Below are 23015 nucleotides of genomic sequence, written 5' to 3' on the forward strand. Positions count from 1 at the left end.
CGGCTTTTAAACAACTGCTTCTTGCAGGGCGTGGATTGATTGAAACAGCCATCGGAGAATTGAAAGAGATTTGCCAAATCCAGCACCACACGGCATCGCTCGCCAAACAATTTCTTGGCAGTCCTCCTCTCGGGCTCTTGGCTTATGTCTCCAAACCCAAATATATCTCATTGGAAAAATAGGCTCATGGGCCTACTCCTTAACGTCAAACTGAGGTTATATAGCTAAAGCGGCATAGGGAAAGAGTGCCAAATTTTAGAAGTTGTGGGATTAGCAGCCCTTTGTCCGCTGGCGCTCTTCAACCCCTCCTCGTGGCCGCGCCATTACCTTTTTGCACTGCTTTAGCTATATACCTTAATATAAAGCCCTAATGAGTTATAGGATAAACTTTTTCATGGTAAAGGATTTCAATCTTAACTAATTTCCCTGAAAAAGGTCTTAGAACAACGCCCGCTTCTAGCATTAGTTCTTTTGATATTTTGATGCTCTCTGCCCAGCCTCGTTGCTGTTCCTGATGGTTGCCTGGAAAATTATTATCATAAATAACTTCAATAATTCCAGCTTGCAATATCGATTTACTACATCTACTGCAAGGTATCCAAGGAGTATATAGCTTGCAGCCTTTGGTTGGCACTCCAATGCGGGCGCAGTGAAGTATAGCATTTTCCTCTGCATGGTTAACCGCCATATATTTATATTCTCTATTTAAGTATCTTTCCTCGGTTTCCTTAACTCCTCGAGGCAAACCATTATAACCGGTCGCTCGCACCTCATTATCAGGGCCCACAATTACTGCTCCTACCTTGGTGCTTGGATCACGGCTCTTCATAGAAACTAAATAAGCCATGGTCATAAAGTATTCATCCCAATTAAATGGTGCTAACATAACTCTCCTTTTATAACAGTTGTTGCAGTGCCAGATATCAATACTCTGTTTTGAAGATCTTCACAACTAATTATTCCGCCTCTTTTAGAAGCTTGGTAAGCAATTAAAGATCCTTTTCCTAGCTTAGCTGACCAATATGGAATCAATCTACAATGGGCTGAGGCGCATACCGGATCCTCATTTATGCCAACACGCGGAGCAAAATATCGTGATACAAAGTCATATTCATGGAATTTGCCTGTTCCTTTTGCGGTGACTATTAAGGCTCTACACTCGATTTCAGATAGTAATTGTAAATCAGGTCTCAATTTAATTATTTGTTCAATCTTCTCAAATTCCACGAAATAGCAATTTTGTGAGAAGCCGGTATAAATTGGCTTACAATCTATAACAGAATGCAATCTTGGATCAGGATCTATCTGCTGAACAACATAGCGCGGAAAATTAAGTGTAATCCAAGGAACATCGCTTTCTGCTAGCAATTCGCCGCTTAAGCTTTCAAATCTTATAGGGACTTTATTTCTCTCTGCGTTAGTATTAATCAAAACATGAGTAGTTGCAATTGTTGCGTGGCCACATAAAGGGGCCTCTGAGTTAGGAGTAAACCACCTAATGTGATAATGATGTAACCCCAGCCTTTTTACAAATGCCGTTTCAGATAAATTTATCTCAGCGGCAATATTTTGCATTACGCCAGTACTTGGAAACTCTTGAACCAAAAAAACTGCTGCTGGATTTCCAACAAATGGTCGATCAGCAAACGCATCGACAATCCAAAATTTCATTTTAATTGCTTATATTGTGTTACTAATTCTTCATGATCATGTATATGTAAGTACTCTATTCTTAAGTACTGCATTTGAGTGTGAGCTCCAGTTTCCGTACCAAATAATATCGGCATACAGCCAGTACTTCTAGCACATTGCATATCAACAAGACTATCCCCTAGAAACCACACCTCGTTGTAATCTTGAATATCCTGCTCTCTTAGCGCTAAATGTACGGGATCTGGCCACGGTTTATCTTTAGGAGCATCTGTTGCTCCCACAATTTTATGAAAATATTTGCTCCAGCCCAAGTAATTTACTTCTTCTCTTAGATGATAAGAGTCTTTATTACTAACAATTGACATAATTACATTTTCCTCAGCTAAATATTCTATAAGATTTAAGGCATTAGGAAACGGATTCACCGCATGCATTCCGATTTTTTGTATTTTATCCACATACTTATCATTCACTTCTCTCCATTTATTGCCGAATATTAAAGGTAGAGCTTCTCTTCTTGAGTGGAAACGGTATTTTTCTGCCGCTTCCTTATTCCAATTACTTATACCCATTTCTTTTAGAGCTTCAGCTAACACTCCTTTATATATTTTATCAGTGTTAACTAAAGTGCCGTCCCAATCAAATAATACAACTTTAGGAGATAAAAGATTTTTTGTACTGGTGTTCATATTTTTTTGTATCTAAATTTAATCGCATTGAGTTCAAAACTACTATTATTGAGGAACTGGCCATGGCAACAGCTGCTATTAGAGGTGTCATTAAGCCGATCACCGCAATAGGCACCGCTAAAATATTATATATGAATGAAAAAAGAAAGTTTTGTCTTATCAATTTAATAGATTTTTTTGCAGTGAACAAACATTCTGCTACTGAGAATAAATCTTTTTTGAACACTATATCAGCATTATTAGAAGTAATAGCTAAAGCTGCAGAAGGCGATAAAGAAGCATCTGCAAGCTGTAAAGCAGGTGAGTCATTAAGCCCATCCCCTACCATTAACACTTTTTTACCCTCTTTTTGCATAGCCTTAATGATATTAAATTTATCCTCTGGTCTTAGTAATCCCTTGAAATCACTGATATTAAGCTGTCCTGCTACAGTCTGCACCACCGAACTTCGATCTCCAGAAAGCAAGTGAATTTCGTAACCATTTTTTCGTAGCTCTTCTATAACTTCCAGCGCTTCTTTGCGTATACTATCTTCAAAAATCACACGAGTTAAACGATTTTTTATACTTAAACCAAGCCTCAAGATGGTTATATTATTATCAATCGAACTTTCCACCCCACACCAAGCTCTGCTGACTATTCTTACTTCTTCTCCATTTACTATCGCACTTAATCCCATGCCCTTTTGTTCTTCTACCTCCATTGGTAGAATCGCAATATCTTGAGTCACTCCAGCGATTGTTGGAATAGCAAGGCCTAAAGCGCATGGACAAGTAACGATTAGAACCGCTATAGCATATAGAAGTGATTTTGTAATTGGCACGGCTAAAATAAAATACCAAATAAAAAAGGTGAAAGCTGACACCGTAAACACTACAGGTGTATAAAAAGAAGCAACCCTATCTGCAACGTTAATATACTGAGATTTAACTTGTTTAGCATTTTCTACTAATTTTATAATTTCATTTAGGGTTGTGTTATCACCTGCTTTAGTAATCTTAATTTTTAAAACACTGGATATATTAATGCTACCTGCAAAAACATTGCTGCCTGCTCGCACCTTAACCGGCATGGTTTCGCCATTTATTATACTATTATCAACCTCGCTTTCACCTTCAACAACTACTCCATCAATTGGAATTCTTTCTCCAAGCGTAACCAAGGCTATTTGTCCAGGCAAAGCTTTTTTTATACCGATTAATTTATACTTATTATCTTCGATTATAGTAACAGAAGTTGGTTGACTTAAAATAAGATCGCAGGCCTCAGCATTTGCTTGATTCCTCACTTTTAAATCCAAATATCTCCCTATTAATAAAATAAATATAAGACTAATTGCCGCATCATAGTAGGTATAATCGCTATGATAAAGCGTTTCTTGAATACTAATTAATACTGCAGTTATTGTGCCAACAGAAATTGGGACATCCATATTACTGCGCTTATTCTTTATCGCAGTAATCGCCGACCTAAAAATGGCAAGCCAGAATATATAACAGCAGGTATAGTAATAATTGCAATCAATAGATGAAGTAATAACCTTGCATATTCGCCTATAGACGACTGTAAATTTCCAGCCCAAATTGCTCCTGATAACATCATCACTTGCGCTGAAGCTGCCCCAGAGACTGTAAGACGTTTTAACAAATCTTTTTGCTGTTCCGATAAATCTTGCAAGCATCTGATCAGCCGCAAATGGGGTAGCCTTATATCCAAGCTTTTCTATTACTGGAATTAGATCTGAAATTAATTCTTTATCACCAACCCATCCAAGGGCTAATCGATTAGTTGATAAATTAACCCTAGCGTTAGTAACTTCTTGCTGTTTTTTTAGGGTATTTTCAATCAACCAGACGCAAGCTCCACAATGTATACCCTCTACCAGTAATGTTATTTTTGCTTCATTTCCCTTAGTTTCTACATATTCTAGATAGTCTAAATTATTTTCTATTTGATTCACTTTCATAGGATTTTTTACCGTAGATATTTCTGCAATAATCATAATATTTATCTAGTTTCAGTTTATTGATAAAGGAATACGCAGCGCTGCATCCAAAGCAACAGAAAGCACTAGATTCTTGAGTAGGCAGTGCTGTTTTACAGTGAAGGCAGTACTTTTCCATAATCTTGAAGAAAACAATTTTTTGAATCTAAGCCGCAAATAATCTTTTCTAAGCCTTCGGCTAAATTATTTCTATTAGTTTTAGCTTCACTATAAGAATTATTAACAACTGCTACAATGCTATAGATAGGTACACTATTACAATCCATTATATAACCCGCAACTGCATTAACTCCATCTATAAAACCTGTTTTAACTAAAATTCTCTCTGGAGGTAATTGATTAAACTTAAAAGCTCTTGGTACCATAAAATCCTTAAGTATAAATTTGTCATCCAACTCAATCCTGCAATTTTGATTCATTGGAGCGGTACTATACAAAGAAAAGCGGTAGTTTGTTAGGGCTAACTTGCTCAATAGTAGAGAAAATGAATTAATATTTATTAAATTTTTTCGAGAAAGCCCACTTCCATCCGCAATATTTATGTCATTTTCTAAAGTATGTATTTGCCGCTGTAAAAATGAATTCATTACTCGGAGGCCATTTTTCCAAGACCCTTCATCATATACAGCGCCTATTTTTTTTACTATCACCTCTGATAATAAATTATCTGACCTAGTTAATACTTCTTTTGCTATCGCCCAGAGCGGTCTCGATTTTATCGAGAAGAGGCAGTGCTCTGCTTTAGCCGGAGAATTACTTACTATTAGCTTTCTGTATCTAATACCTAGCTTTTGAAAATTCTTCTCTAAAAGCTGTCTTACAAGCAAAATAGGCTCTCGCACGGCTATCTTAAATTCAGTTTTATTTTTAATATTACAAGATCCAGTTAACAAATATTTATTACCACCCTTATACTCAAGATCTAGGTCACAATCCTCCAGATGATACTTGGCCTTTGAATTAATTTTTATAAAATCATTCAAGCTGCTAGCAATAAGTTCCTCTCCCTTCCTTTTTATAGAGATAGCGCTACAATTTTTATTAATTATTACAGCTGAAAATGGAGCAGCATAACACATATTTTGATTCTCAATAGTCCAACCATGTGGATAAGGTTTGTTATCAAATTCTGAGATATCTAATATAATGTTTCCCTGAATTTCATTGATATCAAGACCTTTTAGTTTTTGAGAAATGTACAACATAGTACTCTCCCTTAGATCTGGATTGCCATCAAATTTTATGTAAAGATTTCCAAGCAATTTACCGCCCTTAGTGGTTCCATCTGTTAAAATTTTAGTATCAAACTGAAAATCACTGCCCAAAATACTTAATCCTGAAAACACAGTAAATATTTTCTGGCTACTAGCAAACATTAAATGGTGGGTACCTCTTGGGTAAGTGGTAATCTCTCCGCTTCTTAAATCCATAACTTGAGCATAAAATGTAGCTAGAGATTCTTTATAAAAAGAGAATATTAGTAAAGGAATAAAAATTCTATACATATAAAGTTAATTGATAGATGGTGCCGTCGAAGGGGATCGAACCCCCGACCTACGCGTTACGAATGCGCCGCTCTGCCTACTGAGCTACGACGGCTTAATACATTAATTATCACTTCGATCTTGGAAAATCTTTCTATTTTTCGCAAAATTAATTACAAATTACAGAACATTTGTCACTCTTTACATTCTCTAACAACTTTTTAGAATGGTGTGGCAAGTATTCTACTTTGACCTTAGCAAGTCCTATACATTTAAACCCTAGGCTTTCAGCAGCTTGTTCAGGTACATCTAAAATTCTGTCTTTTGGTACAGGCCTCCCGTCATTCACTATCAAAACGGTTTGTTTACCATTTTGTAAATTTGTTACTCTAATCAAACTCCCAAAGGACAAGCTTTCTATGGGCTGCGGAATATAAATTTTTATTAGAAATAGTCCCACTTGCGGTCAAACGGCCATGAAAAGACGTCCCATACCATGAAGCTTTTCCAACCGCAATATACTAATCTATTCATCATTTTCAGCAAAATATTTCTCAAATTTATTTTTTTCATTTAAATGTTCGTTTGCACCAGCTGGCGGATCTTTCTTTTTAGTAATTACAGGTGATATTTTAGAATATTTTGCATTAATTTCGCTCCACTTCAATCCTTCTCCAGATTTTGGCTCCGGAATAATGGCTTCTGCAGGACATTCTGGCTCACAAACCCCGCAATCTATACACTCTGTTGGATTAATAAATAGCATATTCTTTCCTTCATAGAAGCAGTCTACCGGACAAACTTCAACACAATCAGTATACTTACACTTAATGCAATTTTCTGTAACTACGTATGTCATTATTTTGTCCTTAATTTTTTAAATTTAAATATACAAACAGTTTATTCTTGATTTTATCTAAGAGACCATATATTGTCTTGCCCTGCAGACACTTATATATTGGATAAGCTGTTTTTACAATAATTTCTTTTGGTTCTCTTAGAACCAATTGCGGGTGTGGCGGAATTGGCAGACGTACTAGACTTAGAATCTAGCGCCGCAAGGCTTGTGGGTTCAAGTCCCACCATCCGCACCAAAATTCATAATTACTTATGGCAAAGATACTTATACTAGAATCAATACAAAATGAATATTTAGCAAGCAAAGTGTTAAGCACTGTTAACGACATTTTAGAAGAAAATAAATTTACCATAGATACTATTTCTGTTAACGAGCCATTCAGCTTGTTATGCTCAGCAAGCACTAGCCTGGAATTGCACGATTATGATGGAGTAATTATCTTAGGAACTGTCTTCAAGGATACACCCCTAGAAAATAAACTGATCTATCAAGAAATTCTTAGATGCTTTTGTGATTTGAGTGTGCATTACGCCCTGCCAGTGGGTTTTGGTATGGTTTTAGCAACTGACAAAGGAGCAGCATTTTCATCAATCGAAAAAAAAGCAAGAACCGCAGCTCACTCATGCGTAGATCTAATAAAGCTCAAAAATCAATTCGGATTAATAGAAAATGAATCATTTGCAAGATACAACAATTAAAAGTCCCTCCCCACCTTTCGCCGGCAAAAGGCGAGCACGAGTACTGGCGGTGCAGTGCTTATATAATATTGCCTTAACTCCTGAAAACGTAAAGCCTGCAAACCACATTATAGCTGACATTTTGGCTTATGGAGCAAATGCTAGCGAAGAGCTTGATCAGCAATACTTCTTAAGTCTGATTAAAAGCGCTTATAGTAATATCTCTTCTTTACACAAAAATTTACAAAAATATTTAGCCAATGGCTGGAAAGTAGGTAGACTGCCAGAACCAATACAAGCTATACTTGTTCTTGCAGCTTACGAGCTCATCTACAATTTTGAAGTACCAGTCCGTATCCTAATTAATGAGTATATTGAAATCACTAAAATTTTTAATCATCCGGGAGAAGCCGGATTTGTTAACAGTATCTTAGACAAAATATCTAAAGAGTTTTCACGCGAACAGTAATTATGGAAGTCTTACTATACCTCATACACTTAGCACTCTTAATTGCAGGTTTGGGCATATATGGTGTATTTTGGTCAATAAAAAATAACCAATTTGATGACACAAAAGGCGCTTCCACTCGAATTCTTTATTGATCATGATGATAATAATTTAAGGTCTGACGACTCTTGATTGCTCAGTGTTTTTGCTTATATACCACCGATCTCCGAATAGAAGGCCTGTCAAATATTGAGTCAGTTTTTTCGACAACGGCTCGATCATCTGTATTACTGGGGTCAGTGTGAATGACATAATCTCTCCTTGATCATTGAGAACCACTTAAAGCCAAAGAAACCATCCGGGTCGACGTTTTCCCACGCTGAGCGGTGCCTTTAAAGATCTTATTACGCTAATACGTAAAAGTTATGACAAAACTGCTTCTTGCAGGGCATAGATTGATTGAAACAGCCATCAGACAATTGAAAGAGATTTGCCAAATCCAGCACACACAAGACACCGCTCACCAAATAATTTCTTGGCAGACCTCTTCTCAGGGCTCTTGGGCTTATGTCTTCAAACCCAATATATCTCATGGAAAAATAGGCTCACGGGCCCTACTCCTTACGTCAAACTGAGGTTAATTAGAGAGATAAGTAAGTCCTTATTTTCCTCAACACCAGAGATCTTTTTGAAAGCTAAATCCACTCTGGGAGTAATCTTTTCCATTTTACAACTGCTACTATTTAAGTTTGTTTATTATATCATATATGTGAAAATCTATACGCACGGCCAGGCAATTAATTTGGATATAATAACTTAGTTAAAGTTAATCTTTAAGCCATCGAATGCGGGGATCATATTTTGTGGCAATATTTTTCTAATTTCTTCATATTCTATATCATGTGCCATATGGGTTAGAATGGTCAATTCTGGCTTAATCTTATCACTCCAGCTTATGGTCCTCTCAAGATATGAGTGGGTTGGTGTCCAAGCGTAGCGTAAACAATCAACTATCCAAATTTTAATGCCGGTCAGCGCTTCAACTGCTTTAGTGGATAAATCATTTAGGTCAGTTGAATACGCAAGCTCTCCAAATCTAAAGCCTGTTGAAACAATTTTGCCATGGACTTGCGGGAAGGAAATTATATTGATATCGCCCACTTGAAAACCCTTGTCATACTCTAAGACATTAGCTCGTAGTCTAGCTAGATATAGGGGCGATGTCTGTTTAAATATGTAAGGGAATCTTTGGAGTAAGGTGCTATAAGTAGATTGGTTTAAAAAAGTTGGAATTGTGTGGCCGTTTCTTGCAAAACTTTTTGTATCGTCGATTCCGCAAATGTGATCACCGTGGTCATGAGTATATAATATGGCATCTAAGTGTTTTATACCATGTGCTAAAGCTTGTTGCCTAAAGTCGGGCGAGGTATCGACCAATATGGAGGTAGTTTTTGATTGTATATGGATCGATGAGCGTAATCTTTTATTTTTTGGATTAGAAGAAACGCAAGTAAAACAATCACACCCTATTTCTGGTACACCAGAAGAGCCGCCACAGCCAAGGATCGTACAAATCATATTTCTTTTTTTAAAGCCCAGTAGTTTTATAAAGCATATTATAGCACCAGAGCCAATAAATCATCAAAATTATGAATATAAGCCGGAGGCTCGTAAGTAGGAATTTCTTCACATAGAGTGAAATTTGTACTAGGTAATAAGGTCCTCCCTCCCCCAGAATTTAAGGCTATTATTCCTAGTGTATCCAAATCCCCAGTGCTTTAACTAAATCTTTTGCAAATGCTTCATGATAATGGTAGTTACAGTAGTAAGAGCTGTAGCTGCCATTACAAAACTGGATAAAGATAAGTAAGTTAATGAAGCTTCTAATGGTGGTTGTTTTAAAAAAAGTGCATGAGACTGCGGTAAGTGCGCTAATACTTCCTTTCCTTGTGACATATAATCAAAATCTCTAGTACATTGAGCTTAGTTAGAGTGCTCTTCGTTTAGTAGGTCCTTGCTACAATAATCTAATAATCTCTTAAATATTTTACTATCTCCTGATATTGCTCCTAATTGAAGCAAATTAAAGTTTACTATAGGGAGCGCATCGCACCGTGGTCCATGTTTTGTGATCACCGTGTTTAGGGTCTCTATATCATGATTGATAATTGCATTTACTGTTTGGACTTCATAATCATGGTCGAGAATAGACCCGATTCTTAAAATCTTATTAGTATATTCTTCTAGAGTCACATCCATATTTTTTACATATTGTATGCTTAAGCGGCCTTGATATAATAAGCTTGCTTGAATATGGATGATATCACCAAACTCTTCCTGTATTTCCCTTATTAGGGACAGTAAATGTACATAAATAGAGTAATAATGACAACTGGTGGCAAGTCAGGTATCCAGCACAAAATAATATAACCTCAGTTTGACGTAAGGAGTAGGCCTGTGAGCCTATTTTTCCATGATATATATTGGGTTTGAAGACATAAGCCAAGAACCCTGAGAAAGAGGTCTGCCAAGAAATTGTTCGGCGAGCAATGCCGTGGTGTGCTGGATTTGGCAAATCTCTTTCAATTGTCTGATGGCTGTTTCAATCAATCCACGCCCTGCAAGAAGCAGTTGTAACGGTTGTATGGGCTGTAGTTGGAGTTGTAATAGTGGACGTTGTAGAAGTAGTTGCGCATATATTATATACGCATATCTTGAACTGCAAGTTCTGCAGGGCCAGAGCCAACAGCAATGTCTATTTTAGGCTCGAATCCTCCATTTTACAATCTCCTAGCAATATTGAAACAGGGTTTGAGCTGCCGTTTGAAGCTATTATATCTTGTTTGCCGTCAATATTTATATCTGCGATTACAACCCCCACTCGGCTGGTTACCGACCGCAAAATCTTTGTTCTTACAAAATTTCTCCTAGGCCATTTCCTAATTGCATTGAAACGGTTCCCTGATCATTAGCAGTTACTATATCTTGATTAGGGTACAAACTTAACTTGATAAGAACTAGACGGTTGAACAGTACCGCTTATATTACCTAACAAGATTGAAACAGTGGCTATACCGATGTTGGTGGTCACCACCATATTTGGTCTTCCCCACATTTCCATCAAAATCTCCTATTGCTAATCCTCCAGGCTGTGGGACCCAACTGCAAAGTCTATTTTGGTTCCAAGAAAGAGGGCTCCTACAATATTCCCATTCCCTACTAATATAGAAACGGTATTAGACCCCTGATTAGTGACAGTTATATCTTGGAGATCATCATCCCCATATTTAGATCTTTGATTTTTATTCCAGTGGGGTTTGTACCGACGGCAAAATCTGTTTTTGCACTGAATTCTCCATTTCCAGTTCCCAATGGTATAGAAACAGTATGGGGGGGACCATTGGTTGGTAACCGCAATATCCCACCTGAGCCACCATCTCCATTAAAGTCTGCTAATTGCTGCTCCCACAGGGCTATTGCTAACAGAATAACTTATGGCATTTTTAAACTTCAACATCTATTCTCTCCTTTTAAAGTATATTAACATTTTAAAGTTTCGAGCAATCTCCAGCACAACAATCCTTGAGCTGTTCTTGGAAACATATTATTCATAAATAATCCAGTAAGTTAATCAATATAAAGATTTTTCTAGAGTATTTCAGTGAAGAAAATTGAGCTATCCTCTCTAAACTTACAAGCACCGGCATGACTATCAGTGGTGTTGCAGCTGATGATCGTATAGGGATGGCCAGCTTGTTGGCAATAAAGTAACCAAGCAGATTTATATAAAGTCTGTAAGAAACCGTTTCGTATTTGTAGAGCTGCTTAGTGGAATTGATTTTTAACTGGGGATAGGTCTGATAGTAAGATACCCCAGATTAGAATTTTTTATCCTCTTTTTTAAGAGCCACCGTAGCTGCTTTCAGGCAAAATCCGGCTTGTACTGATCTTATTCATATTAAAATACTTGTTCCCTAAACCGATTTTCAAAGAATTAAGCTCTTTCTTGAAATTTCAATGATTTTTTTAAAGCGAAATCTTTTTTTAATTTTGAAAGGTAATCAATAAATACTATTCCGTTAGTATGATCTATTTCATGTTGGACACAAACCGCAAGCAAGCCGTGAGGAATGTTAAGCCCTTCTTCTTTTCCTTCATAGTTAATAAATTTTACCGTAATATCTGCAGGCCTCGTTACTTCTGCAAAAAAGCCCGGCACTGACAAGCATCCTTCTCTAAATTCTGCTAAATCTTCTGATCTTTTAACTATTTCAGCATTTACCATAAAGAGGGGCATCGGCACACCATTAGCGAATTCCTTACCCACATCTATAACGATAATTTTTTTTAAAACTCCAACTTGAACAGCAGCAAGACCAACACCATTATTATGGTGCATTGTGGCAAGCATATCACCCATAAAACCTCTTAAGCTGTCATCTACAGAATCAACAGGTAGCGACTTTTTATGCAGCAACGGATTGGGTTCTACTATTATATCCAGTATATTAGGCACTTATTATATGTCCTTTGATTTATTCTATTGCATTTTTCATGTACTAGCAATTCCTATTTTCTAAATTAATTTTTCGCATGCTTCCTTTATCCTCTTTAGTGCAATATCCAGGTTTGATTCAGAAGTTGCATAGGATATTCGGAAAAATCCTTCCATTCCGAAAGCAGACCCAGGAACCACTGCTACTAAAGCTTCCTCTAAAAGATACGCAGCTATATCAACTGACGAAGCTATTAAAGCCCCTTTTGGAGATTTCGTTCCAAGCAGCGCTGAACAGTTTGGAAAGAGGTAAAACGCTCCACCTGGCTTAGAACAAGATAAGCCTGTAATATCATCTATTCTATCCAAAACTAAGTCGCGACGTTTTTGAAATATATTAGCCTTTTCTCTTACAAATTCTTGTGGACCCACGAGAGCTTCAACCCCAGCAGCTTGACTGATAGAGCAGGGATTTGAAGTGCTTTGAGATTGAACAGTTGAAATTGCTGCGATAAGTTCTTTAGGTCCACCAGCGTATCCTAATCTCCAACCAGTCATTGAATATCCCTTCGATAAACCATTGACGGTTAATATCCTGTTAGATAATTTTGGTTCTATTGTGGCGAGGCTGTTAAACTGAAATTGGTCAAATGTTATATGCTCATATATATCGTCGCACAGTATATAAACTTGCGGATACTTTAAAAGCGCTTTAGCGATTTCCTGTAGTTCTTGGGGTGAATAAACTGCACCTGTTGGATTGCTCGGAGAGTTAAGAATCAGCCATTTAGTGCGAGAAGTAATAGACTTCTCCAAGTCTACTGGCTTCAATTTGAAGCCGCTGGACATAAGGCATTCTACTATCACTGAAGTTCCACCAGCAAATATCACCATTTCTGGATAAGAGACCCAATAAGGAGCTGGTATTATAACTTCATCTCCAGGGTTAATTGAAGCCAGTAGAGCATTAAAAATAACCTGCTTGGCTCCACTTCCAACTGTGATTTGGTCCAAATCAAATTTTAAATTATTTTCTCGGACGAATTTATCTTGAACTGCTTGTTTAAGAGCTCGGGTTCCATCAACTGGAGTATATTTAGTATTTCCATTTTGAATTGCCTTAATAGCTGCTAACTTAATATTATCTGGTGTATCAAAATCCGGTTCTCCTGCACTTAGTGAAATAACGTTAATACCGGCTGCTTTCATAGCCATTGCCTTTTCTGTTATAGCTAGTGTAGGGGAGGGCTTTATCTGGTTTACCAAGCTCGAAATAATTTTAGCCATATCTATATAAAAATAAAAATCTCATAAATTAGAATATAAGTAAAATCACAACAGTCAATCTATTGATTGTATCGAAATTTATTGTAAATATATTTAACCTCTTATTAATATTTTACTCTTTACTCTAATTACATAAGTATGTTAAATACTGCAGAGAATTTTAAGAACCAAGATATATTAAATAGGGAGGGGGCTGCGAGCGGCTATCATTGAGTTGATTTTAACCAAAGCTGGAAAATGAACCAAAGAAGGAATAGAGCAGGCCATAAAATCAAGGCTCAAGTTCTAGTACCACTGAGAAAGAGAGCCATGCAGATAAAACGCTTTAGAAGAAGAGAGATCAAAGAGAGGTTTGAGCATCGGATAAAAGATCATTCATTTGGCAACTGGAAGAGTGATTAAGAATTCCGTATACTTTCCATACTCGGAGTTACATTCTATAGTTCCTCCCATATTATGGATTAATATCCCACAAAATGCTAATCCAATACCTGTACCTTTAGTGCCCTTTTCATGAAAGGGCTTAAACAAGTTCTTCATATACTCCGGCTCAATCCCAATACCGTTATCTCTTACACATAAGGAGTTTCCTTCAACTAATATAGTGATTTTTGCGTCTTCTCCCGCATATTTAAAGGAGTTGTTAATAAGATTTTTTAGGACCTGCTTCATATATTGTTTAGTTCCAAAAAACTTGAAATCATTAACCTGTTTTAAAATAATTCGATTCTTTTTCTCAGCCTCAAGCATATAATCATCCAATACTTCTTGGATAACTTCAACCATTGAATAAACTGAGCCATATTCAGTACCTCGATGTCTTAGGAGCATTAGTAACACATCAACAACTCTTTTAGCTTCTTTTGAAGTTTTTACTAAATCATACGGTAGGCTCTCAAATATCATCTCGTATTCTGCTTCTGGTATGGTAAGGACATAGTTAATAGAGCCATCAGGTTGCTCTTTTTTTACTACTTCTTTGCTTGAAGTTGCGGCTAAATCAGATAAAGTCATAGCAATCATTTGAATTGTGGCGATAGGGGTATTAACTTCATGTGCTATAGCGCCGCCAAATAACTCCATATGCTCTAATCTTTTTTCTTGGATTTTCTCTTTATCCCTAATAAAGAGGAACATTATGATTAACAAAAAGCCGTAAAGATAGAATAAAAGTAAGATATCTCCCGAGTGAGAATAGTGGGGATAGACTTGATGAGATAGCGAAGTATATAATAGATAGCCAACAAAGGGTCCGGAAAGCATCAGTATACCAAAGCTAATCCAATCAGTTATGATGAATAGTAGGATAATGGATAAGATCGCATTTAGCAGCCAAAATCCACTCGTATAAGTAACAAAGATGGTATAGCTAGCAGTAAACGGTATGCAGAAGAATAAGCAAAAATACCAGTAGAGCGCATAATATCTGTTTTTAGATTTTCTCGTCCAATATTCGGCAAATAGCAATATAAGGCATAACAAGATAGATATAACACGTAAGTATATAATTGAATCATGTAGAACATTTCCTGTTACATTCACTACGATTAAAGGCATGAAATAATTTACAGCTATAAATAAGCAAAAAGAGTGGCTTTTGGTGCCACTTTTTTCAATTTGACTCTTCATAAATTGAGCAATTACGCCATAAATTTTTTCTATCTTTCTTCGAGATACGATATTAAATATCTCTAACTGCTCATGTCCATATCGTTTTTCCCCATATTTTTGTAAATAGTGAACAGCGAATAAACTAACTCCGCTTCCTAAGATTCCTAAGGTTAAGCTAATTATTGAAAATTCCCCAGTTATCGAACGCCCTGCTAAAATGAAAAATATAGCTAGAATTGTCGAGATCACAAAAGATAAGCTATTAGCTCTGAACCCTAAGAAACCAGCTGCTAAAGGAACTAAAATAACTGGTTGCCAAAAATTATCTGCCATCCACAACAGCGAGAAAATGTTACTTTTTGATAATGCTAAAAGCGTAGATAAGATAGTAATTGCAAATGTTGAAGTATATAGTACGGATAGCTCTTGCCTTACAGTGAGATCTGGGAATATTTTTTTTATAATATTCTCTGTACATACCAAACCCGCGTAACTAAGCCATGAACTAGCTGAGGACATTATAATAGCGATCAAGCCTACCAGCACTAATCCTTCGATTCCAGCGCTGGTATAACTTGAAATAAAGTGCATGAAAGCAAACTTTGGCTCTAGGTCTGGAGATTGTGCTTTTATTAGAAAGGCGATAATGCAAGTTAGGACAGTAAACGGAATTGCTACAGCCATTACTATTTTTAGGGATTTTATAAGCCGAATTCTATTGTAAGCCATTAAGAATCGTTGTACGTGAATGCTTTCTGCCGCAGGCACCATACTATAGAGTACCAAACTTAAAAATACCCATATATTTGATAAATTGAGATCTAATTTAAATAAACTTGCATGGGCGCTGCTAGTCAGGGTTTTATATTCATCATGATAAGCTGTATAGCAAGCCATTGGGAGCGCAACCAGAAAGATACATAAGTGAGATACCTTTATAAACTCGACCTGCTTTGCTTTGTCTATAATTGAGTAGAGGGTTAGTAGAAAAAAGCCTACTGTAATACTTAATCCATATGAAAGATCGAAAAAATAACTAAAAATATAACCAAGAGCCGCTAGTTGACAGGCTACCATCCCTTTTCCAAAGAGCACTGTTGCGATATCGGTAACCCACCTGCCAGGAACCCCATAGAGTCTCTGCATTATATCACTTATTGATAGACAGCCTTTAAATTCTCCGGTGCGCTCTGCATATACTTTAAGTATAAGCAGCCAGGATAGGGGCGCCACAATTCTAGGAATTGCAAAAAATAATCCGTATAGATAAATATTTTCCATTGCACCAATTGTAACCGTGCTGATCGAGACGGCAAGCATAGCTGAGACAGCAACAACATCACGCCATATACTGTGATCATTAATAGAATATTCATTATTGATGCTTCTTGCTTTATAAAAGGTTGTTGCCAAATAGCCTGTTATATAAACAAAAACGACAACTCCATCAACAAGCCCTAGAGATCCCACAAATCCCCCTATTATATAGTATGGCCGCCTGTTCTAAAAGGCCGATGTCATAAATCGTACTCAAGATTTATTTTGTATAATTTGTAGAAGAGTCTTACCTATCAAGCCAGGAGACTCTGATATAACTACTCCCGCACTTTTCAGGATTTCAATTTTACTTTCAGCGCTATCGCCTCCCCCAGAAATGATAGCGCCAGCATGTCCCATCCTTTTACCAGGCGGGGCAGTACGCCCAGCAATAAAACCAACCACGGGTTTTTTTACCTTGCTATTTTTTATAAAATGAGCAGCATCAGCCTCAGCATTTCCACCGATTTCTCCAATCATCACAACAGCTTCGGTTTCTGGATCGTTAAAAAACATTTCAATAGTGTCAACGAAATTAGTCCCATTTATCGGGTCACCGCCGATTCCCACACAAGTTGACTGTCCCAAGCCAACTGCAGTAGTCTGCGCTACTGCCTCATAGGTTAGAGTACCAGATCGTGAAACGATGCCGACTTTCCCTTTTTTATGTATATACCCTGGCATAATGCCGATTTTGCACTCTTCTGGAGTAATAACGCCTGGGCAATTAGGGCCAATTAACCTGGCTTTAGATCCAACTAGCGCTCTTTTTACCCTCATCATGTCGAGAACTGGGACACCTTCTGTAATACAAATAACCAGCCTAATGCCTGCATCAATTGCTTCCAATACGGCATTTGCTGCAAATGCAGGAGGAACATATATCACGGAAGCATCAGCACCAGTTTTAAGAACTGCTTCTTCAACTGTATTAAAAACTGGTAAATTTAGGTGGGGCGTACCTCCCTTTCCAGGGGTCACTCCTCCGACCATTTTTGTTCCATACTCTATGGCTTTTTCAGAGTGAAATGTACCTTGTTGTCCGGTAAAACCTTGGCATATTACTTTGGTCGTGGAATTAACTAATATCGACATAATCTTATTTTACCCCAATTGCCTTAACTATCTTTTCAGCAGCATCAATTAAATCACTAGCAGATTCTACAGCTAATCCAGAATTATTGATGATCTCTCTACCTTTTTCTGCATTCGTGCCTTCTAAACGCACTACAACTGGTACCTTAATGCCAACTTCTTTTGCAGCAGTTACAACACCACTAGCAATAACATCACAGCGCATTATACCACCAAAGATGTTAATTAAAATGCCCTTAACTTCCTGGTCTGCGGTAATAATCTTAAATGCTTCGGTCACTTTTTCAGTAGTTGCACTTCCGCCAACATCAAGGAAATTCGCGGGCTTTCCCCCGTGCAGCTGTATAATATCCATAGTTGCCATTGCAAGGCCTGCACCGTTGACCATACAACCTATATTACCGTCCATTTTTACGTAGTTTAGGTCAAAATCTGCAGCTTGAACTTCCAGGGGATCTCTTTCATCAGGATCGTCTAGAAGGGCAATATCTGAGTGCCTATAAAGAGCGTTGGGATCAAAATTAAATTTTGCATCTAACGCCACAAATTCGCCATCGTTAGTTTCAATTAACGGATTTACTTCAATTTGACTCGCATCAGTTTCAATAAAGGCCTTATACAAAGATTTAACAAATGGCGCAAATCTTTTGCCTTGAGCAGGAGTAAATTTAAATGCCGAAATGATTTTTCCAATATGAAAATCTTGTAAACCCATAACAGTATCTATTACAACTCTGATGATTTTTCCTGGAGATTTTGCAGCCACTTCCTCTATATCCATTCCACCTTCTGTTGAAGATATCAGTACTACGGAGCTAGTATTGCGATCAACGATGATGGAGAAATAATACTCCTTCTTAATGTCGGAGCCTGCCTCAATATATACTCTTTTAACTATTTTGCCTTCTGGTCCAGTCTGCTGGGTAACAAGCCTCATACCCAACATAGACTCGGCAGTTGGTTTTACTAAAGCGATATCCCTGAGCACCTTTACTCCGCCAGCCTTACCACGTCCGCCCGCATGTATTTGTGCTTTAACCACCCAAACTTTGGTATCCAATTTCTTAGCTACAGACTCTGCCTCAGAAGGTGAAAAAGCTACGCGTCCCCCAGGAACCCTAACCCCATATTTTGAGAGAAGATCTTTAGCTTGATATTCGTGTATGTTCATCAAAATTCCCCAAAATTACGTCTCATCAACCAAGACTAACACGCCCATTCTACATGTGACGACAACTAATTTCAACTCGATAATAAATACATTCTATGATTTTTCTTACATTTTTACCATTTTTTGTATTTAAATTGACTTTCTGAAAGATTCTTGTAAAATGAGGGGGCTCAATAGGCTATGGTGATAAACGTAACTTATAATGGGTATTTTGGACTCGGGGGCGGTACCCGGCACCTCCACCTGCGAAGTTTATGGGGGGTGAGCTAGCTTCGACAGATATTAAAAAAAGTTACTTTTACTCGGTAAGATACCGCCGTAATGGATCAAAAAAAGTAAATGCAAACAATAAGTTTGTACCTGCTAATAGCGACTTTGTGCCAGCTCTTCAAGCAGCATAACATGAGCTAGTTAGCGCGGTTTGGGCTTGCCGGGCAACAGAAAAGCCCACAAATTTTTGTGTGAGTATGAATATGACTTACGATCAGCGGAACATATTTGCAAAAATATTAAGGAATGAAGCTCCTTGTAGAAAAGTTTATGAAGATCAATATACTCTAGCTTTTCATGATTTACATCCATCGGCACCGGTACATGTACTTGTCATTCCAAAAGGAGAATTTATTTCTTTTAGTCATTTTATTAGTACCGCTAATCATGATTTTATGGTTGGCTTTTTTATTTCTGTCCAAAAAGTTATTGAGATATTAAAAATTGAAAATTCTGGCTATCGAATGATATCCAATTGTGGGGCTGATGGCATGCAAGCAGTACCGCACTTTCATATTCACATTTTGGGTAAAAAACGGTTGGGTGTGTTGGTTGCTGGCGACAATTTTCATACTTAAAAACTGGACCCTTTCATCTCTATTAAACTCAACAATTTTTGCCGCGCGCTGTTGATGGCATCACGGCTGGTGATTATGCAGGCATGTCTGTTGTAGCGTCTGGAGATATGAATGGTGATAGCAAAAGTGATATCATTATTGGTGCTCCTGGTGCTTGATATACTAGATGGAGATCTGGGTAAAAGCCGTAGCGCAGGTCGCGCATATGTGGTGTTTGGCAGATCTTCTTTTACTAGCGCCTCAGACATACTTTCAATGGTAAAAATTACATTGTCATGGGGGCCCCCACCCCCCTCTTGGCAGAACCGATGCAGGACAAGTTTACATAGTTCACGCAGAAGCATTATATGAATATTGGTATTATGAATATTGATCTGGTATCATGGAATCCTGACTATATTATTTCCATATATCCTTGAAACCCTGCCAGCCAGTTCTAATTCTAAAATAATAAAATTAACTAGCATAATTTACGCGTATCGGATCATAGGGTATAAGCTCTAATACTTTTTCTCTGTATTTACTTAGCTCAGCGTCTGAAGGGGTGTTCGTTCTTAGTTGCAGAGCTTTTCGTAGTGTGAAATTTGGCATCCTTATCTTTGAATGCTAACGGGTTACATTTATTTGATTCTAATTCCTCTATAACATCTTCTGCTTTTTCAACTAGAATTGCGCCGTTTTTTATTAATGCATTAGTACCAGAGCAGCATATATCAAACGAAGAACCGGGTACCGCAAATACTTCTCGAGCTTGTTCTTGCGGGGTAATTTTAAAGTGCCGGAGCTTTTTGCCGCTTCTATGGACAACTACACCTGAAGATAGGCCAGATATTATTCTATTTCTTTGAGGAAAATGTTGCGGAACAGCTCCGGCTCCAAATTTTTGAGTGCTGCTGCGTCAATTCCGCGTGCTAATCCAAAAATAATAGTGTACACCCAGCGCTACTTAAATTAGAAGCCAGCTCTTCAGCTAATGTAAGTAACCCTTCAAATGCACATATAATCGAAGTATTATAACTTTCACATTGGGAAATCTCTAATTCGATTGCTGCATCGCTTGGGATTTCTAGGTTCTTTTTGCTGCCACCTGCTCTTGCCATAGAATTCAAATTTGAAAGCGCAAGTTCGCTTGAACCAAAAATATTGATTAATTCAAAAAACGTTTTTGCTGAAACTCCAGGAGTACGAGCCAGTTTTAGCCATGACACAAGCTTTAACTGCTCTTCATAAACACTCTCAAAAAACTTTGACATCACTTGTATTTCAAACCTAATTTATTGCAATCAAGAGAAAAAATCACTATCATTGGGATAATTTCACTGAGCCCAATGTTAAAGAAATTTTAATAAAATGCAAGATTCATTATTTATTCAAGAAGAGTTAAACAAAAATAAATCCTATAAGGTATTGGCACGAAAGTATCGACCTAAGTCTTTTAACGAGTTGATTGGTCAAGATATTTTAGTTAGGACTTTAACTAATGCTATAAAAATGAATAGGTTCCCTCATGCTATATTATTAACTGGGATTAGAGGGACGGGGAAGACTACCACAGCAAGAATTATCACGAAAATAATGAATTGCCAAAGTATTGATCTGCAAAATGAAAGTCTTAGCCCCTGCGAAAGGTGTGATAGTTGTGTTAGTATTGCGTCTTCTCAACATACAGATATTTTGGAGATGGACGCTGCAAGTCATACTAGTGTTAATGATGTAAGGGTTATAATAGAAAATGCCTATTACGCTCCTGTATCATCTCGTTTTAGAGCATATATAATAGATGAAGTACATATGCTTTCAACAAGCGCATTCAATGCTTTATTGAAAACTTTAGAGGAGCCGCCGCAGCATTTAATTTTTATATTTGCAACCACTGAAATTCAGAAGATTCCGCTAACAATTCTATCGCGCTGCCAAAGATTTGATTTACGACGCGTTTCAACAGAAGTTTTAAAAAGCCATTATCTAAATATTCTAAAACAAGAGAATATCAGTATAGAGAATGAAGCAATTGATCTTATAGTAAAAGCAGCTGATGGATCAGTAAGAGATGGGTTGTCTATTTTAGATCAAGCTATTGCTTTGAGCCATGGGACTATAAAGGGTGAGTTAATAAGGGATATGCTCTGTATAAATAATAAGGTACAGATAATTGAACTGTTCATGTATTTGATTGCAGGAGATGTAGAAGAGTTATTAAATTTAGTTGCTAACCTTTACAATTCTGGCGGTGATCCAGTAATGATTGCTAATCAATTATTAGAATTGGTTTATGAAATATCTAAATTTAAAACTCTAGGTGACGCTAATTATATTACAGGCTTTAGTCAGTCGCAGTTAGAAAAAATACAATTACTACAAATATCTTTTTTAGCACGAAGTTGGCAAATGTTGCTGAAAGGCCTTGAGGAGGTTAAAACCTCTATAATGCCTTTGCAAGCTTTAGAAATGGTATTAATTAGATTATGCTACTTAAATGCTTCCATAACGCCTGAAGAAATTTTGAGCAAATTAGAGAACAGTAAGCTAGATGACGATAAGCCGAGTGAAAGCAAACCAGCTCCAGTTCAGGATACTGGACCTAGCCCGAAAGTTAATGATGTAGACAACCTGTTAACTATCTTATACGAAAAGAACGAATTAGATCTTTATTATATGCTACATAATGAAGTTGCTATAGTAGAATTTGAGGAAGGGATGATGAAGATTAATCCACTAAATTATTCGCCTCATGGTTTGGTGAATATGCTGAAAAAGAAGCTAAAAGAGACTACAAAAATAGAGTGGCATATTGAGTTGGTTAAAGATAAGGCTTTAACGGTAGGGTTGCAAAATAAACAACAACAAAAGGAAAAAAAGAAGCTATTGCCAGCAATGATATGGTAAAGGAAGTTTTGAATCACTTTACAGGAAGCAAGATAATTGATATTAAAGTTCGTTAACCGTTAAATCTAAGAGGAGATATGAAACACATGATGAAACAAGCACAGATGCTTCAAAAAAAAATGAATGATATGCAACAACAACTTGAAAATGTAGAGGTTATAGGATCAGCAGGAGGAGGGCTTGTTACTTGTGTGACAACTGCAAAAGTAGTGATCAAAAAGGTTAACATAAATAAAGATTTAATGAATCCTGAAGAAGTTGAGGTTCTTGAAGATTTAATATGTGCAGCGCTCAGTGATGCTAGAAGAAAAGCAGACGAACTTGTTAATCAAAGTATGAGCAGTTTAGGGCTGCCTCCGGATATGATGAAAATGATGTCTTAGCTAATGCTATATTTACACTTATATAGACTTGTATCTCTTTTGTTATATCCAATTTGGCTTCTACTGCTTAAAAAGAGAATCAAAAAGGGGAAAGAGGAAGAGGGACG

The 23015-nt window shown here is 37.1% G+C and carries 27 protein-coding genes, 2 tRNA genes, 1 other RNA gene and 1 pseudogene; 11 read left to right on the forward strand and 20 right to left on the reverse strand.

Annotated elements, in window-relative coordinates:
- Positions 1-35: 35 nt before the first annotated feature.
- Positions 36-182 (forward strand): hypothetical protein, encoded by a 147-nt coding sequence (locus MIDI_RS08675; protein WP_160162264.1) that lies wholly within the window; start codon positions 36-38, stop codon positions 180-182.
- A 185-nt stretch (positions 183-367) separates the two neighbouring features.
- Here MIDI_RS08675 and MIDI_RS04220 read toward each other — a convergent pair whose 3' ends face one another.
- The 8 genes from MIDI_RS04220 to fdxA all read right to left on the reverse strand — a co-directional run bounded on the left by MIDI_RS04220 (position 368) and on the right by fdxA (position 6690).
- Positions 368-886: a deoxycytidylate deaminase gene (locus MIDI_RS04220; protein ID WP_013951342.1), complete on the reverse strand. Its 519-nt coding sequence runs from the start codon at positions 884-886 to the stop codon at positions 368-370.
- Positions 880-1671 carry a PhzF family phenazine biosynthesis protein gene (locus MIDI_RS04225; RefSeq protein ID WP_013951343.1) on the reverse strand — a complete coding sequence of 264 codons (792 nt, stop codon included), beginning with the start codon at positions 1669-1671 and terminating at the stop codon, positions 880-882. The genes MIDI_RS04220 and MIDI_RS04225 overlap by 7 nt, the downstream gene beginning before the upstream one ends.
- Positions 1668-2342 carry an HAD family hydrolase gene (locus MIDI_RS04230; RefSeq protein ID WP_013951344.1) on the reverse strand — a complete coding sequence of 225 codons (675 nt, stop codon included), beginning with the start codon at positions 2340-2342 and terminating at the stop codon, positions 1668-1670. The genes MIDI_RS04225 and MIDI_RS04230 overlap by 4 nt, the downstream gene beginning before the upstream one ends.
- Complete coding sequence (locus tag MIDI_RS04235; RefSeq protein ID WP_013951345.1) at positions 2308-4344, reverse strand: heavy metal translocating P-type ATPase; 2037 nt, start codon at positions 4342-4344, stop codon at positions 2308-2310. The genes MIDI_RS04230 and MIDI_RS04235 overlap by 35 nt, the downstream gene beginning before the upstream one ends.
- A gap of 95 nt (positions 4345-4439) precedes the next feature.
- A complete protein-coding gene (dacB, locus tag MIDI_RS04240; RefSeq protein ID WP_013951346.1) occupies positions 4440-5852 on the reverse strand; it encodes a D-alanyl-D-alanine carboxypeptidase/D-alanyl-D-alanine endopeptidase in 1413 nt (470 codons plus the stop codon).
- A gap of 18 nt (positions 5853-5870) precedes the next feature.
- Positions 5871-5946, reverse strand: a tRNA-Thr gene (locus MIDI_RS04245).
- A 54-nt stretch (positions 5947-6000) separates the two neighbouring features.
- Positions 6001-6291 carry an RlpA-like double-psi beta-barrel domain-containing protein gene (locus tag MIDI_RS04250; RefSeq protein WP_052567701.1) on the reverse strand — a complete coding sequence of 97 codons (291 nt, stop codon included), beginning with the start codon at positions 6289-6291 and terminating at the stop codon, positions 6001-6003.
- A 66-nt stretch (positions 6292-6357) separates the two neighbouring features.
- The gene (gene fdxA / locus MIDI_RS04255) at positions 6358-6690 is read right to left on the reverse strand and encodes a ferredoxin FdxA (RefSeq protein WP_041185486.1); all 333 of its coding nucleotides are present in this window, start codon (positions 6688-6690) and stop codon (positions 6358-6360) included.
- A 150-nt stretch (positions 6691-6840) separates the two neighbouring features.
- On the opposite strand from fdxA, the gene MIDI_RS04260 reads away from it, so the two are divergent.
- The 4 genes from MIDI_RS04260 (at position 6841) to ccoS (ending at position 7970) form a co-directional block, all read left to right on the forward strand.
- Positions 6841-6925, forward strand: a tRNA-Leu gene (locus tag MIDI_RS04260).
- Between the two features lie 16 nt (positions 6926-6941).
- Entirely contained in the window at positions 6942-7388 is a 447-nt protein-coding gene (locus tag MIDI_RS04265) for a 6,7-dimethyl-8-ribityllumazine synthase (protein ID WP_013951348.1), read from the forward strand.
- A complete protein-coding gene (gene nusB / locus MIDI_RS04270; protein ID WP_013951349.1) occupies positions 7360-7836 on the forward strand; it encodes a transcription antitermination factor NusB in 477 nt (158 codons plus the stop codon). The genes MIDI_RS04265 and nusB overlap by 29 nt, the downstream gene beginning before the upstream one ends.
- 2 nt (positions 7837-7838) lie before the next feature.
- Positions 7839-7970: a cbb3-type cytochrome oxidase assembly protein CcoS gene (gene ccoS / locus MIDI_RS10325; protein WP_083809640.1), complete on the forward strand. Its 132-nt coding sequence runs from the start codon at positions 7839-7841 to the stop codon at positions 7968-7970.
- 16 nt (positions 7971-7986) lie between these two features.
- On the opposite strand, the gene MIDI_RS07245 is transcribed toward ccoS, so the two are convergent.
- Positions 7987-8154: a transposase gene (locus tag MIDI_RS07245; RefSeq protein ID WP_148234150.1), complete on the reverse strand. Its 168-nt coding sequence runs from the start codon at positions 8152-8154 to the stop codon at positions 7987-7989.
- Between the two features lie 116 nt (positions 8155-8270).
- Here MIDI_RS07245 and MIDI_RS07250 point away from each other — a divergent pair, with 116 nt between their 5' ends.
- Complete coding sequence (locus MIDI_RS07250) at positions 8271-8450, forward strand: transposase (protein WP_237697337.1); 180 nt, start codon at positions 8271-8273, stop codon at positions 8448-8450.
- Positions 8451-8631: 181 nt separating this feature from the next.
- On the opposite strand, the gene MIDI_RS04275 is transcribed toward MIDI_RS07250, so the two are convergent.
- The 9 genes from MIDI_RS04275 to sucC form a co-directional block, all read right to left on the reverse strand.
- Positions 8632-9393, reverse strand: a complete 762-nt coding sequence (locus MIDI_RS04275; RefSeq protein WP_013951352.1) for an MBL fold metallo-hydrolase — start codon at positions 9391-9393, stop codon at positions 8632-8634.
- Positions 9394-9597: 204 nt separating this feature from the next.
- Positions 9598-9771 carry a hypothetical protein gene (locus tag MIDI_RS08680; protein ID WP_013951353.1) on the reverse strand — a complete coding sequence of 58 codons (174 nt, stop codon included), beginning with the start codon at positions 9769-9771 and terminating at the stop codon, positions 9598-9600.
- 27 nt (positions 9772-9798) lie between these two features.
- Positions 9799-10068, reverse strand: a complete 270-nt coding sequence (locus MIDI_RS04280) for a hypothetical protein (RefSeq protein ID WP_237697338.1) — start codon at positions 10066-10068, stop codon at positions 9799-9801.
- 210 nt (positions 10069-10278) lie between these two features.
- Entirely contained in the window at positions 10279-10425 is a 147-nt protein-coding gene (locus tag MIDI_RS08685; protein WP_160162267.1) for a hypothetical protein, read from the reverse strand.
- Between the two features lie 1384 nt (positions 10426-11809).
- Positions 11810-12331: a peptide deformylase gene (def, locus tag MIDI_RS04290; protein WP_192805739.1), complete on the reverse strand. Its 522-nt coding sequence runs from the start codon at positions 12329-12331 to the stop codon at positions 11810-11812.
- Positions 12332-12391: 60 nt separating this feature from the next.
- The gene (locus tag MIDI_RS04295; RefSeq protein ID WP_013951357.1) at positions 12392-13597 is read right to left on the reverse strand and encodes a pyridoxal phosphate-dependent aminotransferase; all 1206 of its coding nucleotides are present in this window, start codon (positions 13595-13597) and stop codon (positions 12392-12394) included.
- A 375-nt stretch (positions 13598-13972) separates the two neighbouring features.
- On the reverse strand, positions 13973-16678 hold the full coding sequence (locus tag MIDI_RS04300) for an ATP-binding protein (protein WP_041185488.1): 2706 nt from the start codon (positions 16676-16678) through the stop codon (positions 13973-13975).
- Positions 16679-16738: 60 nt separating this feature from the next.
- Positions 16739-17620, reverse strand: coding sequence for a succinate--CoA ligase subunit alpha (gene sucD / locus MIDI_RS04305; RefSeq protein WP_041185489.1), 882 nt, complete (start codon positions 17618-17620; stop codon positions 16739-16741).
- Between the two features lie 4 nt (positions 17621-17624).
- A complete protein-coding gene (gene sucC, locus MIDI_RS04310; RefSeq protein ID WP_013951360.1) occupies positions 17625-18791 on the reverse strand; it encodes an ADP-forming succinate--CoA ligase subunit beta in 1167 nt (388 codons plus the stop codon).
- Positions 18792-18921: 130 nt separating this feature from the next.
- Between sucC and ssrA the strand changes: the two genes are divergently transcribed.
- The 3 genes from ssrA (at position 18922) to MIDI_RS09085 (ending at position 19797) form a co-directional block, all read left to right on the forward strand.
- Positions 18922-19243, forward strand: a transfer-messenger RNA (tmRNA) gene (gene ssrA, locus MIDI_RS07260).
- A gap of 21 nt (positions 19244-19264) precedes the next feature.
- Positions 19265-19639, forward strand: coding sequence for an HIT domain-containing protein (locus MIDI_RS04315; protein ID WP_013951362.1), 375 nt, complete (start codon positions 19265-19267; stop codon positions 19637-19639).
- 38 nt (positions 19640-19677) lie between these two features.
- Positions 19678-19797 carry an integrin alpha gene (locus MIDI_RS09085; RefSeq protein ID WP_083809641.1) on the forward strand — a complete coding sequence of 40 codons (120 nt, stop codon included), beginning with the start codon at positions 19678-19680 and terminating at the stop codon, positions 19795-19797.
- 371 nt (positions 19798-20168) lie between these two features.
- Here the strand turns inward: MIDI_RS09085 and MIDI_RS07270 are convergent.
- Both MIDI_RS07270 and MIDI_RS04325 read right to left on the reverse strand, forming a co-directional pair.
- Positions 20169-20504, reverse strand: a pseudogene (locus MIDI_RS07270) (DNA-processing protein DprA); the annotation flags it as partial.
- Between the two features lie 46 nt (positions 20505-20550).
- Positions 20551-20892: a hypothetical protein gene (locus MIDI_RS04325; protein ID WP_013951364.1), complete on the reverse strand. Its 342-nt coding sequence runs from the start codon at positions 20890-20892 to the stop codon at positions 20551-20553.
- A 97-nt stretch (positions 20893-20989) separates the two neighbouring features.
- On the opposite strand from MIDI_RS04325, the gene dnaX reads away from it, so the two are divergent.
- Together dnaX and MIDI_RS04335 are read left to right on the forward strand one after the other, a co-directional pair.
- Positions 20990-22525 (forward strand): DNA polymerase III subunit gamma/tau, encoded by a 1536-nt coding sequence (gene dnaX, locus MIDI_RS04330; RefSeq protein ID WP_013951365.1) that lies wholly within the window; start codon positions 20990-20992, stop codon positions 22523-22525.
- A gap of 77 nt (positions 22526-22602) precedes the next feature.
- On the forward strand, positions 22603-22908 hold the full coding sequence (locus MIDI_RS04335) for a YbaB/EbfC family nucleoid-associated protein (protein WP_013951366.1): 306 nt from the start codon (positions 22603-22605) through the stop codon (positions 22906-22908).
- Positions 22909-23015: the final 107 nt, after the last annotated feature.

It is taken from the genome of Candidatus Midichloria mitochondrii IricVA (genome assembly GCF_000219355.1).
Classification (GTDB): domain Bacteria; phylum Pseudomonadota; class Alphaproteobacteria; order Rickettsiales; family Midichloriaceae; genus Midichloria; species Midichloria mitochondrii.

Coding starts and splice junctions, on each gene's coding strand:
- MIDI_RS04295 (WP_013951357.1), bottom strand. CDS start 13,597: ATGGCTAAAATTATTTCGAGCTTGGTAAACCAGATAAAGCCCTCCCCT.
- ccoS (WP_083809640.1), top strand. CDS start 7,839: ATGGAAGTCTTACTATACCTCATACACTTAGCACTCTTAATTGCAGGT.
- MIDI_RS04235 (WP_013951345.1), bottom strand. CDS start 4,344: ATGATTATTGCAGAAATATCTACGGTAAAAAATCCTATGAAAGTGAAT.
- sucC (WP_013951360.1), bottom strand. CDS start 18,791: ATGAACATACACGAATATCAAGCTAAAGATCTTCTCTCAAAATATGGG.
- MIDI_RS04335 (WP_013951366.1), top strand. CDS start 22,603: ATGAAACACATGATGAAACAAGCACAGATGCTTCAAAAAAAAATGAAT.
- nusB (WP_013951349.1), top strand. CDS start 7,360: ATGAATCATTTGCAAGATACAACAATTAAAAGTCCCTCCCCACCTTTC.
- MIDI_RS04315 (WP_013951362.1), top strand. CDS start 19,265: ATGACTTACGATCAGCGGAACATATTTGCAAAAATATTAAGGAATGAA.
- dnaX (WP_013951365.1), top strand. CDS start 20,990: ATGCAAGATTCATTATTTATTCAAGAAGAGTTAAACAAAAATAAATCC.
- MIDI_RS04265 (WP_013951348.1), top strand. CDS start 6,942: ATGGCAAAGATACTTATACTAGAATCAATACAAAATGAATATTTAGCA.
- MIDI_RS04325 (WP_013951364.1), bottom strand. CDS start 20,892: ATGTCAAAGTTTTTTGAGAGTGTTTATGAAGAGCAGTTAAAGCTTGTG.
- MIDI_RS04275 (WP_013951352.1), bottom strand. CDS start 9,393: ATGATTTGTACGATCCTTGGCTGTGGCGGCTCTTCTGGTGTACCAGAA.
- fdxA (WP_041185486.1), bottom strand. CDS start 6,690: ATGACATACGTAGTTACAGAAAATTGCATTAAGTGTAAGTATACTGAT.
- MIDI_RS04230 (WP_013951344.1), bottom strand. CDS start 2,342: ATGAACACCAGTACAAAAAATCTTTTATCTCCTAAAGTTGTATTATTT.
- sucD (WP_041185489.1), bottom strand. CDS start 17,620: ATGTCGATATTAGTTAATTCCACGACCAAAGTAATATGCCAAGGTTTT.
- MIDI_RS04225 (WP_013951343.1), bottom strand. CDS start 1,671: ATGAAATTTTGGATTGTCGATGCGTTTGCTGATCGACCATTTGTTGGA.
- MIDI_RS04220 (WP_013951342.1), bottom strand. CDS start 886: ATGTTAGCACCATTTAATTGGGATGAATACTTTATGACCATGGCTTAT.
- MIDI_RS08680 (WP_013951353.1), bottom strand. CDS start 9,771: ATGTCACAAGGAAAGGAAGTATTAGCGCACTTACCGCAGTCTCATGCA.
- dacB (WP_013951346.1), bottom strand. CDS start 5,852: ATGTATAGAATTTTTATTCCTTTACTAATATTCTCTTTTTATAAAGAA.